Annotated in this window: 28 protein-coding genes; 22 read left to right on the top strand and 6 right to left on the bottom strand. The window is 36.7% G+C overall.

Going from position 1 to position 15413, the window contains the following annotated elements:
- Positions 1 to 96 precede the first annotated feature (96 nt).
- The 6 genes from NST66_RS28740 to NST66_RS28765 form a co-directional block, all read right to left on the bottom strand.
- Positions 97 to 600 carry an HNH endonuclease gene (locus NST66_RS28740; RefSeq protein ID WP_340843871.1) on the bottom strand — a complete coding sequence of 168 codons (504 nt, stop codon included), beginning with the start codon at positions 598 to 600 and terminating at the stop codon, positions 97 to 99.
- A gap of 15 nt (positions 601 to 615) precedes the next feature.
- Complete coding sequence (locus tag NST66_RS28745) at positions 616 to 1764, bottom strand: site-specific integrase (RefSeq protein WP_340843872.1); 1149 nt, start codon at positions 1762 to 1764, stop codon at positions 616 to 618.
- A 154-nt stretch (positions 1765 to 1918) separates the two neighbouring features.
- Complete coding sequence (locus tag NST66_RS28750; RefSeq protein WP_340843873.1) at positions 1919 to 2431, bottom strand: tellurite resistance TerB family protein; 513 nt, start codon at positions 2429 to 2431, stop codon at positions 1919 to 1921.
- A 78-nt stretch (positions 2432 to 2509) separates the two neighbouring features.
- Complete coding sequence (locus NST66_RS28755) at positions 2510 to 3004, bottom strand: PH domain-containing protein (protein ID WP_340843874.1); 495 nt, start codon at positions 3002 to 3004, stop codon at positions 2510 to 2512.
- Positions 3005 to 3072: 68 nt separating this feature from the next.
- Positions 3073 to 3552 (bottom strand): ImmA/IrrE family metallo-endopeptidase, encoded by a 480-nt coding sequence (locus tag NST66_RS28760; RefSeq protein WP_340843875.1) that lies wholly within the window; start codon positions 3550 to 3552, stop codon positions 3073 to 3075.
- A 357-nt stretch (positions 3553 to 3909) separates the two neighbouring features.
- A complete protein-coding gene (locus NST66_RS28765) occupies positions 3910 to 4251 on the bottom strand; it encodes a helix-turn-helix domain-containing protein (protein ID WP_205663759.1) in 342 nt (113 codons plus the stop codon).
- Between the two features lie 162 nt (positions 4252 to 4413).
- On the opposite strand from NST66_RS28765, the gene NST66_RS28770 reads away from it, so the two are divergent.
- The 22 genes from NST66_RS28770 (at position 4414) to NST66_RS28875 (ending at position 15316) form a co-directional block, all read left to right on the top strand.
- Positions 4414 to 4644: a helix-turn-helix transcriptional regulator gene (locus NST66_RS28770; protein WP_340843876.1), complete on the top strand. Its 231-nt coding sequence runs from the start codon at positions 4414 to 4416 to the stop codon at positions 4642 to 4644.
- Between the two features lie 9 nt (positions 4645 to 4653).
- Positions 4654 to 4836 (top strand): hypothetical protein, encoded by a 183-nt coding sequence (locus NST66_RS28775; protein ID WP_340843877.1) that lies wholly within the window; start codon positions 4654 to 4656, stop codon positions 4834 to 4836.
- A complete protein-coding gene (locus NST66_RS28780) occupies positions 4782 to 5114 on the top strand; it encodes a helix-turn-helix domain-containing protein (RefSeq protein WP_340843878.1) in 333 nt (110 codons plus the stop codon). The genes NST66_RS28775 and NST66_RS28780 overlap by 55 nt, the downstream gene beginning before the upstream one ends.
- A 109-nt stretch (positions 5115 to 5223) precedes the next feature.
- Positions 5224 to 5736 carry a helix-turn-helix domain-containing protein gene (locus NST66_RS28785; protein WP_310876267.1) on the top strand — a complete coding sequence of 171 codons (513 nt, stop codon included), beginning with the start codon at positions 5224 to 5226 and terminating at the stop codon, positions 5734 to 5736.
- On the top strand, positions 5733 to 5996 hold the full coding sequence (locus NST66_RS28790) for a hypothetical protein (RefSeq protein WP_340843879.1): 264 nt from the start codon (positions 5733 to 5735) through the stop codon (positions 5994 to 5996). The genes NST66_RS28785 and NST66_RS28790 overlap by 4 nt, the downstream gene beginning before the upstream one ends.
- The gene (locus NST66_RS28795) at positions 5989 to 6126 is read left to right on the top strand and encodes a hypothetical protein (RefSeq protein WP_340843880.1); all 138 of its coding nucleotides are present in this window, start codon (positions 5989 to 5991) and stop codon (positions 6124 to 6126) included. The genes NST66_RS28790 and NST66_RS28795 overlap by 8 nt, the downstream gene beginning before the upstream one ends.
- Before the next feature lie 203 nt (positions 6127 to 6329).
- Complete coding sequence (locus NST66_RS28800) at positions 6330 to 6548, top strand: YqaI family protein (RefSeq protein ID WP_340843881.1); 219 nt, start codon at positions 6330 to 6332, stop codon at positions 6546 to 6548.
- Between the two features lie 98 nt (positions 6549 to 6646).
- Positions 6647 to 7582 carry a hypothetical protein gene (locus tag NST66_RS28805; protein WP_340843882.1) on the top strand — a complete coding sequence of 312 codons (936 nt, stop codon included), beginning with the start codon at positions 6647 to 6649 and terminating at the stop codon, positions 7580 to 7582.
- Positions 7539 to 8342: a PD-(D/E)XK nuclease-like domain-containing protein gene (locus tag NST66_RS28810; RefSeq protein WP_340843883.1), complete on the top strand. Its 804-nt coding sequence runs from the start codon at positions 7539 to 7541 to the stop codon at positions 8340 to 8342. The genes NST66_RS28805 and NST66_RS28810 overlap by 44 nt, the downstream gene beginning before the upstream one ends.
- 180 nt (positions 8343 to 8522) lie before the next feature.
- A complete protein-coding gene (locus NST66_RS28815; RefSeq protein WP_340843884.1) occupies positions 8523 to 9284 on the top strand; it encodes a hypothetical protein in 762 nt (253 codons plus the stop codon).
- Complete coding sequence (locus NST66_RS28820; RefSeq protein ID WP_340843885.1) at positions 9271 to 9624, top strand: replicative helicase loader/inhibitor; 354 nt, start codon at positions 9271 to 9273, stop codon at positions 9622 to 9624. The genes NST66_RS28815 and NST66_RS28820 overlap by 14 nt, the downstream gene beginning before the upstream one ends.
- Positions 9625 to 9634: 10 nt before the next feature.
- The gene (gene dnaB / locus NST66_RS28825; RefSeq protein WP_340843886.1) at positions 9635 to 10954 is read left to right on the top strand and encodes a replicative DNA helicase; all 1320 of its coding nucleotides are present in this window, start codon (positions 9635 to 9637) and stop codon (positions 10952 to 10954) included.
- On the top strand, positions 10947 to 11132 hold the full coding sequence (locus tag NST66_RS28830) for a hypothetical protein (RefSeq protein ID WP_340843887.1): 186 nt from the start codon (positions 10947 to 10949) through the stop codon (positions 11130 to 11132). Before dnaB ends, NST66_RS28830 begins: the two co-directional genes overlap by 8 nt.
- A complete protein-coding gene (locus tag NST66_RS28835) occupies positions 11116 to 11298 on the top strand; it encodes a Fur-regulated basic protein FbpA (protein WP_263046033.1) in 183 nt (60 codons plus the stop codon). Before NST66_RS28830 ends, NST66_RS28835 begins: the two co-directional genes overlap by 17 nt.
- A gap of 4 nt (positions 11299 to 11302) precedes the next feature.
- Entirely contained in the window at positions 11303 to 11749 is a 447-nt protein-coding gene (locus tag NST66_RS28840; protein ID WP_098779083.1) for a RusA family crossover junction endodeoxyribonuclease, read from the top strand.
- Positions 11750 to 11770: 21 nt separating this feature from the next.
- Positions 11771 to 12466 (top strand): helix-turn-helix domain-containing protein, encoded by a 696-nt coding sequence (locus tag NST66_RS28845; protein WP_340843888.1) that lies wholly within the window; start codon positions 11771 to 11773, stop codon positions 12464 to 12466.
- A gap of 167 nt (positions 12467 to 12633) precedes the next feature.
- On the top strand, positions 12634 to 13596 hold the full coding sequence (locus tag NST66_RS28850; RefSeq protein ID WP_340843889.1) for a phosphoadenosine phosphosulfate reductase domain-containing protein: 963 nt from the start codon (positions 12634 to 12636) through the stop codon (positions 13594 to 13596).
- A 21-nt stretch (positions 13597 to 13617) separates the two neighbouring features.
- On the top strand, positions 13618 to 14007 hold the full coding sequence (locus NST66_RS28855; protein ID WP_340843890.1) for an IDEAL domain-containing protein: 390 nt from the start codon (positions 13618 to 13620) through the stop codon (positions 14005 to 14007).
- Positions 13973 to 14320 (top strand): NrdR family transcriptional regulator, encoded by a 348-nt coding sequence (locus NST66_RS28860; RefSeq protein WP_340843891.1) that lies wholly within the window; start codon positions 13973 to 13975, stop codon positions 14318 to 14320. Before NST66_RS28855 ends, NST66_RS28860 begins: the two co-directional genes overlap by 35 nt.
- Before the next feature lie 11 nt (positions 14321 to 14331).
- Positions 14332 to 14607 carry a MazG-like family protein gene (locus tag NST66_RS28865; RefSeq protein WP_340843892.1) on the top strand — a complete coding sequence of 92 codons (276 nt, stop codon included), beginning with the start codon at positions 14332 to 14334 and terminating at the stop codon, positions 14605 to 14607.
- Positions 14608 to 14620: 13 nt separating this feature from the next.
- On the top strand, positions 14621 to 14914 hold the full coding sequence (locus tag NST66_RS28870) for a hypothetical protein (RefSeq protein WP_340843893.1): 294 nt from the start codon (positions 14621 to 14623) through the stop codon (positions 14912 to 14914).
- 222 nt (positions 14915 to 15136) lie between these two features.
- Entirely contained in the window at positions 15137 to 15316 is a 180-nt protein-coding gene (locus NST66_RS28875) for an XtrA/YqaO family protein (RefSeq protein WP_340843894.1), read from the top strand.
- Positions 15317 to 15413 lie beyond the last annotated feature (97 nt).

The following is a 15413-nucleotide window of genomic DNA, read 5'->3' on the forward strand; positions in this document are numbered from 1 at the left end:
ATACGACACATGTGGAGAATGTAGTATCACTAACGTTGAAATAACAACGTTCTTGGAGTGGTTATTTCAAAATCGACCACAATTTGACCACGTTTGTTAAAAAGTCGCAAAAGGCATGAATTTTTTTCGTGCCTTTTTTGCTGCTTTTTCAGCTTCCTCAATAGTTGGATAATGACCAAAATGTTTTCGTTCCCCATTCACAAAAAGAGAAACACGATACTTTTTCAATTTTACATTATAAGTTATATTTCTGCGTAAGTTTCCTTGAATTCGATTCTGAGCATTTTCACTTGTTGTACAGATCCTTAAGTTCTTCTTAGTGTTATTTAGAGTGTCCCCATCTATATGATCAACTACCAGGTCATTATCAGTTAAATCCAATAAAAATCTGTAGAGATAGACTTTCTTTTTATTGATAGTTGCTTTGACTCTGTATTTAACATTTTTTCCGTTCGAAGAGATATACCAGGTATTTTTGATAGAACTTACCTTTTCAAAATCCTCTGTATCAATAATTGTATAGAGAAGCTGTTTAGATTTCTTACTAACATAATAAATCGTTGTTGTGCCATCTGGATTGTGTTGAAAATCATTTTTCATAATAGCACTGCTCCTTTAGCCGTTTTTTTGCATGTATTCACTGAATTTTTTAGAGGTATTCTCTTTCATTCCATCCGTTACATGAGCGTAAATATCTCCAGTCATTTTAATGCTTGAATGTCCTAATCTTTCTTGAACTTCTTTCAAGCTAACTCCAGCTTCCAATAATAAAGTTGCATGAGTATGACGAAGATCGTGAAAACGAATTTTAGGAACCTCAGCTTTTTTTATTACACGATTAAAGATAGTAGTCATTGTCCGAGGATAGATTGCTTGTCCATCTTCTCTACAAAAAATTAAATCGTCTTGGCTATATCTTGGACCGTATAATAGCTTCAGTTCAGATTGTCGTTTTTTATGTTGCGATAGCACACGTAAAGTTTCGTCATCTAGTTTAATAACACGGTTAGATGATTCAGTCTTTAAAGGACCAAAAGAGAAATTACCTTCACGATAAATTAAATTGCGCTGTACATGAAGAGTGCCTTTCTCAAAATTAATATCTTGCCATTTCATTGCTAGCATTTCTCCACGTCTTAAGCCCGTATAACCGCAGACGAAAAACAGAGCAGAGTAGTGAACGTTTTCTATCTTTGAAAACTGTAAAAAACGAATTAACTCTTCTTTTGTCCATACAACATACTTGCGTCGTCTGCCTCTGGGAATATCTACTTTCCTCAAAGGGTTCTTTAAGAGTAAATCCCAATCAATTGCTTTTTCTAGAGCACCGTTAAGGACTGTATAAATGTACTCAATGTACCTTTCAGATAGCCCTTCGTCTACAAGGTGATTAAAGAATTTTTGACATACAGCACCATTCAACTCTGTTAATCCAACATGCCCTAAAATAGGGAGGATGCGGACGTTAACAGCTCTTTGATAATTATCAAATGTTGTTTCCCTTACTTTCCGTTTGGCAGCCATTTCAAGCCACTTCGGTAGAAATTGATTTAAAGTCATTTTGTTATCCACAATATTTAAACCGTTCTCTAATTGTGTGGATAATTCTTTTGCTGCGTTTTCAGCTTCTTTTTTTGTAGCAAAGCCTCTTCTTGTTGTTTGTTTACGTTTTCCGGTTAGTGGATCTACACCAGTTTCAATGGTGAAAGACCATGTATAGCCAGATTTTGCTTTCTTAGATGGTACTTTGCGAAAATAAGCCATTGAATTAAAACCTCCTTAAAAAGATATTATTTAGAAGTTGTATCGTTAAACAACCACAGTTAGTTATAACATAAATACCACCTCCATAAAGGGAATGTATGTTCGTTTGTGTAGGTAAAAGAAAAGTCCTCTTAAAAGGACTTTTCTATAATTTTTATTTCGATAACTCAACTTTGAAACCCGGTTTATTTTTAGCGTGATTTTGATCTAAGAATACTGCGCGATCATTTTTTAACACGATAACTTCAAAAAATGGCTTAAATCTCTCTTCAGAGATATCAAAAGCGTTTAAGAATTTACCGAACATTTCTTGCTCTTCGCGCTCTGCGTCTCCGTCAGAAAGTGAAGAATCGATAATATTTACAAGGATACACATCTTTTGAGCATCAGTAAGAGCTGGAGCAGCTTCTTTAAGGAATTGATCAAGTGAATTTCTTTGAACGTATTTAATAGCTTTTTCCATTAAATCGTCATTGTTTGCACCTATGTATACAGTGCCGCCTTTACTTTTTCCACCTAAGACCGCTAGAAGTTGTCCAATCTCTTCGTTGTCGTATTCCCCATCTGCACCCATCATATACAATAATGAAGTTGCGAAAGCAAAGTGTGGATTCATTCCATTTTCATTTCTTGTGTTGTCACCTTTAAACATATCAAATAGTCCCATGTGTAAAAGCCCCCTATATTAATAATATATGATTAGCATAAAGCGATTTTTAATAATCCTCTATGTTAAATCCAAAACTTATTTATTATGAATTTTTACTTGCTCACGAACTAAACTCACAATTTTATCAACTTTTTCTTCAGGTATATTTCGGATTGTACGCTTTTTACCGCCTCCAAAAAGGCCTTTTATTTCTAAGTAGAGAACACCTAATTCTAATTGAGCCATTCCGAAAAGGTTAGGAGTAATATCAAAGTCGACATTTTTAATATCTGCATACTTAAGTGTCTCAATCTCCGCACCTCCAAAAAGGCCTCCCTTTAAGGAAATTAAATATAAATTTTTATCTGTGATTACCATGAAACCAGTCTTTGTTAATTTGGCGTCGGCAATAGTGAATAAAAGGATTTGTTCGTTTTTGCTCATAGATGTTTGAAGAGGCTTGAGGGCTATCTCATAGAATTTCCGCTCTGTTTTCGGAAGCTCAAGAATAACCTCTTTCATCTCTTCTAAGCTAACAGGGTATTCAATAATTCCAAATCGTGAATTCAATTTCGTGTATTTAGTAGACATATACTTTTTTCCTCCTCAAGTAAAATTCATTTATTAAGTACATAATTTAGCTCAAAATGATACTGGAATTAGACGTTACTTAAACACTTTTGAGAAAGTATCTTATTCTCGTAAATAACTAATCTCTTTTCAGCAAATGCGTAGGTAACATTAAAAGTAACAGCAATTAAATAAATAGTTTCTTTGCGTGACTTTTGAAAATTTAGATTTTTTAACATGAAAGTAGGCACACAAAAATGCAGTGCAAAATGATTCGCCTGAAACTCTTGAAGTTCTAAAAACATTTCTGGCATTGTCAAGTGGTTACCGTAATGGCGAAGTTTATGGCAGATTTCATGGGCGAATTCTTGCCATTGCTCTTGAGGTGTAAGTCTACTGTCGATAATTAACTTTCTGTTATAAAGACGGCTAGATACTTCCCAAAACTCCAACTGTACCTCCAAACGATCTGCAATTACCTGAAAGTCTAGTTGACCAGGAGAGGAGATGCCAATCTGCTTATATAATTGGTAAATCCAATCTTCTAATAAAGATGTTTGGTAGTTCATTAGTTATCCTCCGAAAAACAAAATACTCAATTAGATGGTTTTAAATAGTAAAAATTCCCTTTAGGAGTTGAAAGAAAAGACACGCTATATATACGTGTCATATACCTCATTAGTATGTAAATAAACATATTTAACTTTTCATTAACTTCTCATATACGCAACTGTTAACGCAACACCTAGAAGTCGCTCCAAACCTTAATATAAAAGGTTTATTAAGGGACTTTTAATAATTAATGCAACAGTTAGTGCAACGTTTACGCAACAAAGACGCAACTAAAACAATAATTAAAGAATTAAAGAAGATGATTATATGCGCGCGTGATTTTATAACATGAATTTCTTTTAGTCAATAAGAAATTATTTATCACGTTCTTTAATAAACTCCCAAAAACGAATCAACTCTTCAATCTTTTCTTCAGGAGCACTTTTTAAATCCTTGAAGAACAATTCTGTCTTAGGATCAAGAAGTTCTTTCCACATTTCATCGCTAGAAACTCGATGTTCATTTCCAGTAATTAAATAGTCGATAGAAACATCAAAGAAATTAGAAATATTTTGTAATGTATCATAATCAGGTTGTCTAAATCCACGTTCATAATTGGACACATTCTGATTAGGTATGCCTAGCTTATCAGCTAGTTGTTTTTGAGTGAGTTCTCTTTTCTCACGTAAGCTTCTTATTCTGTCTCCAAGAGCCATATGAAGCCCTCCAAACTTATATTGATATATACGAATTGTACATTATTATACGAATTGAGTAAAAAAAATCTCCGAAAAGTATATTTTGTTGTTGACATATACGAATTGAAGAATTATTATTGAGTTACAAGTTCTTCGATTCGTATATTTGGAGGTGATAATTTGAAAGTCAACGAAAGAGTTAGACAAATTCGTAAGACAAAAGGTCTTACACAAGTTAACATGGCTGAAAAGCTTAATATCCCTACTCAAACCTATAATAGTTATGAATTAGGTAGACGTAAAATCTATGTAGAACTCATTAAAGAAATCGCAGAAATTTTAGATGAGCCAGTTGAAAAATTTTTTGAAGAAAAAATATACGAAACGAAGAATAATCCAAACTTAGTTTAGGAGGTAGTTATGAACTGGCAAGAGTTACTCAAATATTGGTTCGCAGTTACAACATTCAACATATTCGTTTTAGGGTTAAGCTTTCATTTGTTTCAAGAATCTATTAAATCAATCAAACAAAAAGGTGGTATTCGTAAATGGATAATTCAATCAGTGTCTCCATCGACATGGCGCCGATTATGGAACGACTAGAATATTTGGAAAAACGCTTAACTAAAAGCTTGGATGCAGCTAATTCAGCACACGATGTTTGGAATAATTGTCCGCCACTTATGTCTGTTAAACAAACAGCTGAATTCTTAGGAATCAGTGAAAGTCAAGTTTATATCCTAACCAGACGCCAAGGCTTCCCGAAGACTAAAGCTTTGGGAGGTTTAAAGATAACCACTCACATGTTAAAAATTTGGATCGAACGTAACACAGAATGGGTGGAAGAGAACACAGATTTTTTCAGTAAAAACATTATGTAATAACGGGCTTCTAGTATAAGGGTAACATGCAAGCAGGTCATAAAAACAGGCACGAAATATGGCTGCAATATCAGAAACTGACAATTAAATATGGCAGGGAGAGGTAGTTATGAAAACAAAAGCAAACCTAGGAGAAATCTTGAAGGAGCAGGGGAAAACGCAAACGGAATTTGCAAATGAAATTGGCTATGATCAATCAACTATTTCTAAATGGGCCAACGGTAGCCGGACTATCGCAAAGGAGGCCAAACCTATTCTAGCAAGAGGCCTCGATAGTTTTAAATACTACATCGGCACCATGAAAGAAACAGCAGGTATTTCATTAACTCCTTACATGAACGGAGATCGAATACACAGGGATATTGCTTCAATGAGAATGCTCGTTGAAAAGGAGCGAAAAGAAGCAGAAGAGTACTGGAGAAAAGATTTTTGGCACATACCTCCTGAGTTCGCTAATGAGATTGAACGTGAAGAGGTTAGGCAGTTCATAAAAGAGTACTCAGAAAAGCTTGCAGCTGAATTCAATCTACTCGCTGTTGTTTGTGAAAGGTACGGTTTTTCTTTAAAACAAATTGATCAGCAGCTGGAAATGACCTTTAGATCAAGGGGGTTAGTTAAGTGAGTGTACAAGCTTTAAACATCTACGAGCGAGCAAGGGATTTAGAAGAGGCTGGATGGGCAGTCATTGAATCAATCGATTTAAACGCAGATATGCAGGAGTTACAGGAAGAAGCATTTGACACAGTACTTGCAGCTAGGAAAATCCAAAAGCGCTCATTAAGCCGCATAGAACAAATTGTAGCAGATATGCAAAGTAAGGGATTGGATGTTGATATAGTTCCGCGTTACCTCAAAAACAAGGAGGAGACAAGCTATGTATAAGTTGCCAATGATGAAAGCAAGTGAAGTTAGTAAGTGGTGTAAGACGTTGAAGGGTCATCCGGTTTTACTTTTAGATATTGAACGTAGAATTTGGCAAAACGTGAAGGCAAATAAAAAAACAGCTAGCTAATGGCGTAGCTAACTGCTTTATTCGAAAAACATAATCAACTCGATAAGTAAATTATACCACATTACATAAGTGGGCGACAAGCATTGTTCTTGTCGTCATGGTCAGGAAAATCCTTTATTTATCGGTCCTTAACCGTAAAGGCACAACTCATTTTCCTGGTCATGACGATGCGAACAGATAGCATCAGAAAGTAGGTGAATAACATGCATTTAGAACATCCTGAAATCACTCAAGTAAATCGTACAGGCTACGTAAATATGAGTGCTCAGTCTGAACATGCTGGAGTTGATTATTTCGGAACTGAAATTCTTATCGGTGATGAAATCGTAACGGATGATAACACGGGTGAAGTGGTCTTGAAAGAAGATTTGGAAAAGTACTTGGAAGAAGAGTACGGCTTCAAATTTGCAACTGCAAAATAAAAAGCCTGCACGGACCAGGTGCAGACTTCGTACTCACAAGAAATGTAATTACTTACAGTTTATAAAAAAACTTCATAAAACACAAGGAGGAAACATTAATGAACGGATTATCAACCGTTAACGATTATTCAGATTACGTCCCAGCTCCTAAAGAAACAAGTGTTACTACAGAGGCAATGGTAAGCCGTCAAGCTCAGGAAGTACAGGCAGCGATGGTAATTGCTAAAAAGTTCCCTCGTGACACGTATCAAGCTTTTGAACGGATTAAAACAGCTTGTGGTCGAAAACTTCTTGCTGAAAGTGCAGTATACGAGTACCCAAGAGGTGGCTCTAAAGTTTCGGGTCCTTCTATTCGATTGGCAGAAGCCTTAGCTCAGAACTGGGGAAATATCGATTACGGAATTATGGAGCTTGAGCAGAAGAACGGTGAATCCTCTGTAATGGCTTATGCGTGGGACCTTGAAACGAATACACGTCAAACAAAGGTCTTTACAGTAAAGCATGAACGTAAGGCGAGAGGAAGCATTAATAAGCTAACAGATCCTCGTGACATTTATGAATTAGTTGCTAACCAAGGAGCTCGTCGATTACGTGCTTGCATCCTTGGAGTTATTCCAGGTGACATTGTAGATGTAGCAGTTGATATGTGTCAAAAAACGCTTATCAGTGGACATAAAGAGCCGTTAGAAGATCGGTTAAGAAATGCATTCAGTCTTTTTAAAAAAGAATTTGGAGTTACAAAAGAAATGATTGAAAAGTATATCGGAAGTAACGCAGATTCTTTTACAGAGCATGATTTTTTGAAAATCGGACGTATTTACACTTCTCTTCGAGATGGAATGGCTAAAAAAGAAGATTACTTCGATTTAAAAACAAGCACTCCTACCAAATCAAAGGCAGAAGAGGAATTTAAAAAACAACAAACGGAATCGAAAGAACAGCCTTCTAATAAAGAAGAGCCAAAAGTTGATAAGAAAGAGGGTGCTCCTAATGATGAAAAACCTTCTATCTTTGAACAGTCAGAACTATTATAGTCGCGAAATAGACAAGCAGTATATGTCTAATTCCCAGTATAAAAAATTTCTTACATGTGAAGCAGCAACAATGGCTGAATTGAACGGAATATGGGAAGAGCCTTCTTCAGAGGCCCTTCTCTTCGGTCAATATGTACATGCCTGGCTTGAAGGTGAAAAGGCTTTTGAAGAATTTATAAAGAATACACCTTCTCTTTTTAATCGAAAAGGTGAGTTGTATTCCCAATATAAGCAAGCAGATACCATGATTAAGGCTTTGAAAATTGATGATTTATGTATGTTCATTCTCCAGGGGGAGAAGGAAGTCATTATCACAGCTGAACTTTTCGGAGTTCCTTGGAAGGGAAAGCTAGATGTTTATAAACCGGAAGCTGGACGCTTTGCAGATTTAAAAACAGCTCGTTCTCTTAGAGAAAAAGTTTGGCATCCTGAATTGGGATATTGCTCCTTTGTAGAAGCATACGGATACATTACTCAAATGGCTTTGTATGCTGAAATCGAAAAGCGTTTTACAGGTCGTCAGGATTGGTTAGAGCCTTTAATCGTTGGCATATCTAAAGAAGATCCACCTGATAAAGCAGTTATTAATATGGACGAGGGAATCATGCAAGTTGAACTTGAGGAAGTTGAGAAGAATTTAGATCGTATTCTGCAAGTAAAGCATGGTGGAGAAAAGCCAAAAAGTTGCGGTAAGTGTAAGTATTGCAGAGCAACCAAGAAATTAGATTCAATTATCCACTTTGCTGAATTGATTGGGTGATTATATGGAAGAACGAATAGCATTTCCTTACTGTTACAAGGTTTTGGCTAGAAATAAAAAGCAGTATGAAGGCTATATTCAAGGCTTTCTTAATCTATATCATCCGCATCTGAAAATGGTGCGGATTGAAAAATACTATGTAATCTGCGTTAAGAAATAAGTAGGAAGGAGGACGTTGTTTTGGAAGGCTGGGTGAAGTACCATCGCAAAATTTTAGAAAATGATATCTGGTATGACGTTACAAGTTTTAGACTCTTCACTTATTTGCTCTTACAAGCAAGTCATCAGGATGGAGTAAAGGTTAACGGCATCGAGGTAAAAAAGGGACAATACATAAGATCTTACTCCAAGCTAGTGGAGGATTTAGCTTATACACAAGGTCGTGGAACAGCTACATTGAACCGAAGTACGATAAAGCGTTCTGTAGATAAGCTCGTTAAAAAGAACATGGTTACAGTGGATGAAACAGAATATGGAACATTGTTCACTATCGTTAACTATTGCAAATACCAGGATTCAGATAACACCGTTGAACGTGATCAAGAGAAAGTTGGTACCACAATTCCACCTGAAGAAATCGACGTTCCTGCTTTTGAACAGATTCAGAATAAATTTATTCAATATAGAGCTTATGGTTTTGATCTAAGCGCGAATGACAGTCAATCCATTAGTAGATTGTTAACTAAAAAAATTCCTATAGAGAAGATTTTGAAATGGATGGATGAGGTTCATCAGAAATATCAAGGAAATAATCCAGGTAAGAGTATAGATGCTTTCTCTTATTACGAAAAAGCCATTATGAACCATTGGAACAGAATACAGAATCCATCAAATGTTACACCTTTTCCAAGGCAGAAAAGAGAAAACAGCATAGATGCGTTAGCGAAATATGCTCAAAAGCATGGAGTCAAGTTAGGAGGGGCGCAAGATGGAAATACATGAAGCACTAGACATTCTGCAAAGAATAGCTGCTTCCTATACACAGTTTGATTTGACTGGTGAAATCGGAGAGCGACGAATTGAGGTTTGGTCTTCACATCTAATGCAAATGCCATATAAGCCGGTTTTAGAGCGAGTGAACCAACATATTCTACGTGAAAAGTTTCCACCAACTATTGCGGAAGTATCGGTTAAAGTCCAAACCAATAATGAGTTCTTGGACGAGCAGTCTCAGTGGAGAGAACAAGTTAAGCAAGAGAAAAAAGCAGGTAATCACAAAACATTCGTTGATCATTTGTCACCAGAGTTAAAGAAAAAGTACGGTTCCTTTTTAAGGAAGTGAGGGTGAAAACGTGGAGTATCAATTAGGGGTAGAAAATATCGAAGCAGAACAAGCAGTTTTAGGTTCAATCTTTCTTGAGCCAGATTTGTTAGATGAATCTATTTTACAAACACAGCAATATGCAAGAGCTTCGCACAGAGCCATTTTTAAAGCAATGAGAGAGGTTCAGGAAGCAAATAAACAAGTAGATATCGTAACGATCGTAACACAGCTAGGAGAAGCCATTGAGCAGGTAGGCGGTGTGTCTTATCTAAGCGACTTAGCGAACGCTGTTCCATCTACAGCGAACTTTAAAACCTATGAACAAATGATTTTGGAATCCTATCGAGTCAGAGAAGCACGGAAGTTAGGAGCCAAATTAGCAACTGTCACAAGTGAAGAGGAAGTACCAAACATTCTTCAGTCATTAGGTGAATTACAGGATATCAAACGAAAAAAGAATCGTACAAAAAGCGATGTTCTCGCAGATATCTTCTCTGATATGAGTACTCCAACGCAAGGGCTCACAGGTATAGACACTGGCTTAGATGACTTAAACCGCATGACTGGTGGTTGGCAAGGAGGAGATTTAATTATCGTTGCTGCAAGACCTTCAATGGGTAAAACAGCATTTGCTCTGAGTTTAGCTCAGGCAAATTGTGAAAAAGGCGGCGTGTCCGATATCTTCTCACTTGAAATGTCTGATACACAGCTAGTTAAGCGTATGTTGTCCGGGCTTGGACGGGTGAACGGCAAGAAATGGTCAAATCCATTTGAAGAATTTACGAATGAAGATCATGAAAATATGGCAAATGCCATTGGCCATTATGAAAAATGGGATATCAACATTCATGATGAACCTACCCAAACGGTTTACGATATCCGTTCAAAAATAAAAGAATCATTCAAGGAACATCCAGATAAAAAGCATTTAGTCATCATTGATTATCTGCAGCTCATTTCATCTGTTGGAAAGTTCGAACGTAAGGACTTAGAAATCGGTCACATCTCAGGCATGTTAAAGAAAATCGCCCGTGAGTTTAATGTACCTGTCATCGCTTTATCACAGCTTTCTAGGGGCGTAGAACAACGCCAGGATAAACGTCCGATGATGTCCGATATTCGTGAATCAGGAAGCATTGAACAAGATGCAGATGTTATCAGCTTTTTATACCGGGATGATTACTACAACAAGGATTCGGAAAACCCAGGCATTACAGAAATCATCTTAGGGAAGCAGCGTAATGGTCCAGTCGGTACCGTACAAACATTATTTAGAAAAGAATACGGCCAGTTCCTCAACTTGTCACGTCAGCTAGAGGCCAAGATGGAGGCTGAGTTAATTGGATAAAAATCAAGTATTTCAAGAAATGAAAAAATATTATGGTCAAACAGGAAAAGTTATGGATCCACATGTATTCCAATCACAGTTCTCAGGCGCTGTGTCAGCTCAAGAAGCAACATTAGGTATTTTGATGTTCGACCAATATTTAGACAGCGAGGTGAGAGGAAGTGGCTCTATTAGCTAAAGCAGTTCGGCAACGTCAAAGTTATTTAATTAATGAGTTGGTGCGATACGGATATTTTAAAACTTCTAATGGTAGACAGTTATACGAATTAAGCCTAACTGAGTTAGAGCAAGTTCATATTCAAGTTAAATCTAATTTCGGCAAGCAATTAGGAAATGGGGAATGATGAAATGATTGAATTCACGGTATATGGAGAGCCGGTCGCTCAAGGTCGTCCAAGAGCAAGTACTCGAGGCGGTTTCGTTAAAATGTACGATCCAAAGAAATCAAAGGATTTCAAACAGTATGTAAAGCTAGTTGCTTCTGAATATAAGCCAAGTCAATTACTTTCAGGTCCTTTACAGCTTGACGTGAAAGTGTTCAAACCAACTCTTAAGTCTTTCAGTAAAAAGAAAAAAATCGAAGCAGAGCAAGGTTTGTTACGTCCTATCAGTAAACCAGATGTTGATAACTATGTAAAAGGCATTAAGGATGCTTTAAATAAAGTCATTTGGAATGACGACAGCCAGATTGTTGATTTGCATGTAAGTAAATTTTATTCCGAAACACCTCGTATTGAAGTAGCTGTACAAATGCTTGAAGTACAGCAAGAACAAATGTCTTTACTATCAAACTAAAATTCTAGGAGGAAATTAATTATGTCATATGCAGAATTCAATCCAGTGGTGAAAAAGGTAAATCTTAAAGCAGATGGTAAAAAGGAAATCGTTCTTGAAATCGGTGATTCTGGTTTAGATGGAAAGCTTGATACATTAGCAAAAATGATTGGTTGCACAGTTCAATGCGCTATTGAGTCTCAAGTAGTTAGCTTTAACATCACATTAAACGCTCAGACAAATGAGCCTCTTAAAACTTATAAAGTTGATAACAAAGGTATTGTATCGGAGGTAGAGCCAGCTGCTGAACAGATTGAAGCAGATCTTGGTTTGCCTAAAGAAAAAGTGAAAACGGTAGAAGAGAAACAGGAAATTGAATTGTCAGTAGTTGATGAATTTATCTCAAGTGGTCTTGCTCCACAATTCGAAACAGAATTTGCTTATGATATTCCTCAAGTCATTAAACGGAAAAATGACGGTGAAACGTATATGAAGATTGCAAATGAATTAAATATCTCCTCTGGAACCATTGTTGAGTTAGTGGATCAGTACCGAGCTAAGGTTGCTCCTTTAGCTGAGAAGTGGAAAGAATGGAAAGATAGCCAAGAAGAGCAAACAGAAAAGCCTGCTGAAGCTAAAAAAGAAGTGAAGGAAGAGTTAGACCTTTCAGTCCCTGAAGAAGCACCAGGAGAGAAGATTGAAGAGTCTGACGATAACAAAGAAAATGGCGCAGCTTAACGTTATTATCGCTGATGACCGTCCCTCATGGATTAAAAAAGAAGATGAGCTAGCAGCGTGCCAGACACGCTGCTCTCTTTTTAAAAAGTGTTCAACTCGATGTGGTACGGAATGCAAGAAGCTAGGTGGAGATGTGATACCAAAAGTTAATTTTCAGAGGAGGAATTATGAAAAATCACATCATCTTTTTCAGTGGAGGTAAATCAAGTTTTACTGTAGCCGATTTTGTTAAAACTCATTATCCCAATGACAATATCGTTTTATACTTCACTGATACCAACTGGGAAGATGAGGATTTATATAGATTTATCAACGAAGCTGCAGACAAGTTAGAACTTCCTTTACTAACACATAGCATGGGTTTAACTCCTATAGAGCTAATGTTTAAGCAAAAAGTAGTATTTAACAGTCGAATCGGTAACTGTTCAAAAATACTCAAGATGAAGGTGTCTGCTGATTTTATTAAGAAGGGTAAGAAACCTCAAGTTGAAGAATGGCGCAATAAACAGTACTTGAAACAAGAAGACTTCACAACAGATGCAGTCCTTTACTTTGGCATTGGATGGGACGAAATGCATCGAGAAGGAGCTATTAAAAAGAATTGGCAGCCATATCAAGTTGAAATGCCATTAATTGAACATATGATTGATAACAGCGAGATTTTAGCTAAATACAATATTAAGCAGCCAAGATTATATGACTTAGGGTTTGTTCATAACAATTGCATGGGTCGTTGCGTAAAAGCAGGACAAGGTCATTTTAGAAATTTGAAAGAGAAGATGCCTGAAGTGTTCCAGGAGCTGATGGAACAAGAACATTACATGAAGCTATATGTTTCAGCTTATCACCATATTAAAAATTTGGATGAGTTAGAAAGCGATGCAAAGGAAGTGTATCTTGAACAGCTAGATCAATGCTATGAGCCTTATTTCAAAGGTAAAGCTAAAAGACCTAAACCTTTTATTGAACCCAATTTACACTTGAAGCAATATGCATTCATGAAGAAATCAAAGGATAACGAAACGAATCCCTATCCAATTAGAAGTTTATATTATGACATGCAAGAAGAAGGGCAACAGATAGATCTATTTGATATCGGTGGGTGTGGTTGTTTTGTAGATTACAGTTGATAACAAATTGGAGGCGAGAATATGACCTTACAAGATTTAAAGCCTGGTGAACTATTAGAGCTTCGGATAGTCGGTTTACACGTTATCTGCAAATTCTTGAGTTATTGCAAAAGACCGCGTCACATTCATGTTGAAGCTGTAAGAGTCGTTATAGGAGAAGTGGTTGAAGGAAGTGAGGCTTGTATTCCTCTTACAAAGTATATGTCCCGATATGAGCCTCCTAGTAATGATCAGACGGATTTGTGCAGCACAGAGCATGAGGAAGTTGATAAGTTGATTCTTGCTTTAGAAAAGCAGCTGTTTGATTATCACATTAACAAGGCACTTGATAATGGGGATAAGGACAAGTTCCTTGAATTGGTGAGGGGGATGAACGGTGAAATGTCCAAACTGCGGTCTATTAACGAATAGCAAAGTAATAGATAGTCGTTCGCATAATCGTACAGTAAAGAGGACTAGGGTTTGCAGCGAATGCAGTCATAGATGGATAACATATGAAGTCAATAAGCTTGAATATGATACACCTCGAAATAAACATGTATATATCGGCTGGTCTGAAGGCGAGCTAATTACATTAGTGACCTTATACGAAAAAGGTCTTAAGAAAGCCCATATAGGAAGGTTACTAGGCAGAAGTCGTATGAGTGTATCACGTCAATTAGATAAGTTGATGGCAAGTGGTGAGTACTTTAGCTTATTAGAAACGATTAAGTTAAAAGCTTAGGGGGATAAGAAGTGAAAGAAAAAGTGACGGAATTAATGAACGATGTAAACAAGGCTGTTCTTGCCGAGCGTATTAGCCAGAATAAAAAATGGGGTCTTCAGCGTCATGATATGGGTAAATGGTTAGCTATTTTAGCTGAAGAGTTCGGAGAAGTAGCTCAAGCAATGCAAGGACCTTTAGGGCTAACAAGCATAAAAGAAACAGATGCAGATGACTTGTACGAAGAATTAATTCAAGTAGCTGCTGTTGCTTCTGCCATAGCTGAACAAGTAAAAGAAAGATCTTGAGGGGGACAAAATAATGGAAATCATGGTTGGTCAAAATTATAAAATTACATCGGATGCACTTAACATCATTTTAAATAAAAAGTATTTCAAAAAGGATAAGGAAGGTAATGTGACTGAGGAAGAAGCTTTCAAACAAATTGGTTATTACAACACTTTGGATGGAGCATTTAACGCTCTCATAGAGAAAGAAATCAAAGGTAGTGATGCAATTAGTCTTGATGAATTGAAAAAGCATGTAGCAGGCGTAAAAGAAGATATCTTTGAGGCTTTGAAATCGGTGAAGGTTGAAAGTGCGTTGAATGTGTAAAAGGCGGTTTGATTGCCCACAGCTTAATGGGGTCACCGAACGATTCAATTCTAACGCCACAGTCACAGAGATAAATAAAAAAGACGCTCAGCCAAGAGCGTCCTTACAGGTAAAATAATTTTATAAAAGGTAGTTTCATTATACACTAGGTGGAACAAAAAAAGACCAGGAACATCTTCCCAGTGAACCTAATGAAATTATAACACGAGGAGGTATTTTCTGGTGAACGTAAATACAGAAAAAATGACCGCTGAAATAGACCTGATGAACAATAAAAAAATGTACGTTGTAAAAGATGGCCAGTTGATTGAACATGATCTACCGGATTACGGAGAAACGTTAGTTATTACCCTTGGCGGTAAGGTCGATAGATTGGAAACTAAGACGAAAAGGAAGGTTTAACCTTATGAATAACATCTGTGAAGTGTGCGGAGAACGTGATAGTACTAGTCTTTGTGATTATGCAACAGGTACTGGAGTTGTAACTAGTGCTACCTTT

It is taken from the genome of Priestia sp. FSL W8-0524 (genome assembly GCF_038005965.1).
Taxonomy (GTDB): Bacteria; Bacillota; Bacilli; order Bacillales; family Bacillaceae_H; genus Priestia; species Priestia zanthoxyli.

Coding starts and splice junctions, on each gene's coding strand:
- NST66_RS28745 (WP_340843872.1), bottom strand. CDS start 1,764: ATGGCTTATTTTCGCAAAGTACCATCTAAGAAAGCAAAATCTGGCTAT.
- NST66_RS28810 (WP_340843883.1), top strand. CDS start 7,539: ATGATGAAAAACCTTCTATCTTTGAACAGTCAGAACTATTATAGTCGC.
- NST66_RS28840 (WP_098779083.1), top strand. CDS start 11,303: ATGATTGAATTCACGGTATATGGAGAGCCGGTCGCTCAAGGTCGTCCA.
- NST66_RS28845 (WP_340843888.1), top strand. CDS start 11,771: ATGTCATATGCAGAATTCAATCCAGTGGTGAAAAAGGTAAATCTTAAA.
- NST66_RS28780 (WP_340843878.1), top strand. CDS start 4,782: ATGGATAATTCAATCAGTGTCTCCATCGACATGGCGCCGATTATGGAA.
- NST66_RS28750 (WP_340843873.1), bottom strand. CDS start 2,431: ATGGGACTATTTGATATGTTTAAAGGTGACAACACAAGAAATGAAAAT.
- NST66_RS28800 (WP_340843881.1), top strand. CDS start 6,330: ATGCATTTAGAACATCCTGAAATCACTCAAGTAAATCGTACAGGCTAC.
- NST66_RS28805 (WP_340843882.1), top strand. CDS start 6,647: ATGAACGGATTATCAACCGTTAACGATTATTCAGATTACGTCCCAGCT.
- NST66_RS28855 (WP_340843890.1), top strand. CDS start 13,618: ATGACCTTACAAGATTTAAAGCCTGGTGAACTATTAGAGCTTCGGATA.
- NST66_RS28850 (WP_340843889.1), top strand. CDS start 12,634: ATGAAAAATCACATCATCTTTTTCAGTGGAGGTAAATCAAGTTTTACT.
- NST66_RS28765 (WP_205663759.1), bottom strand. CDS start 4,251: ATGGCTCTTGGAGACAGAATAAGAAGCTTACGTGAGAAAAGAGAACTC.
- NST66_RS28775 (WP_340843877.1), top strand. CDS start 4,654: ATGAACTGGCAAGAGTTACTCAAATATTGGTTCGCAGTTACAACATTC.
- NST66_RS28870 (WP_340843893.1), top strand. CDS start 14,621: ATGGAAATCATGGTTGGTCAAAATTATAAAATTACATCGGATGCACTT.
- NST66_RS28785 (WP_310876267.1), top strand. CDS start 5,224: ATGAAAACAAAAGCAAACCTAGGAGAAATCTTGAAGGAGCAGGGGAAA.
- NST66_RS28820 (WP_340843885.1), top strand. CDS start 9,271: ATGGAAATACATGAAGCACTAGACATTCTGCAAAGAATAGCTGCTTCC.
- NST66_RS28740 (WP_340843871.1), bottom strand. CDS start 600: ATGAAAAATGATTTTCAACACAATCCAGATGGCACAACAACGATTTAT.
- NST66_RS28795 (WP_340843880.1), top strand. CDS start 5,989: ATGTATAAGTTGCCAATGATGAAAGCAAGTGAAGTTAGTAAGTGGTGT.
- NST66_RS28755 (WP_340843874.1), bottom strand. CDS start 3,004: ATGTCTACTAAATACACGAAATTGAATTCACGATTTGGAATTATTGAA.
- NST66_RS28760 (WP_340843875.1), bottom strand. CDS start 3,552: ATGAACTACCAAACATCTTTATTAGAAGATTGGATTTACCAATTATAT.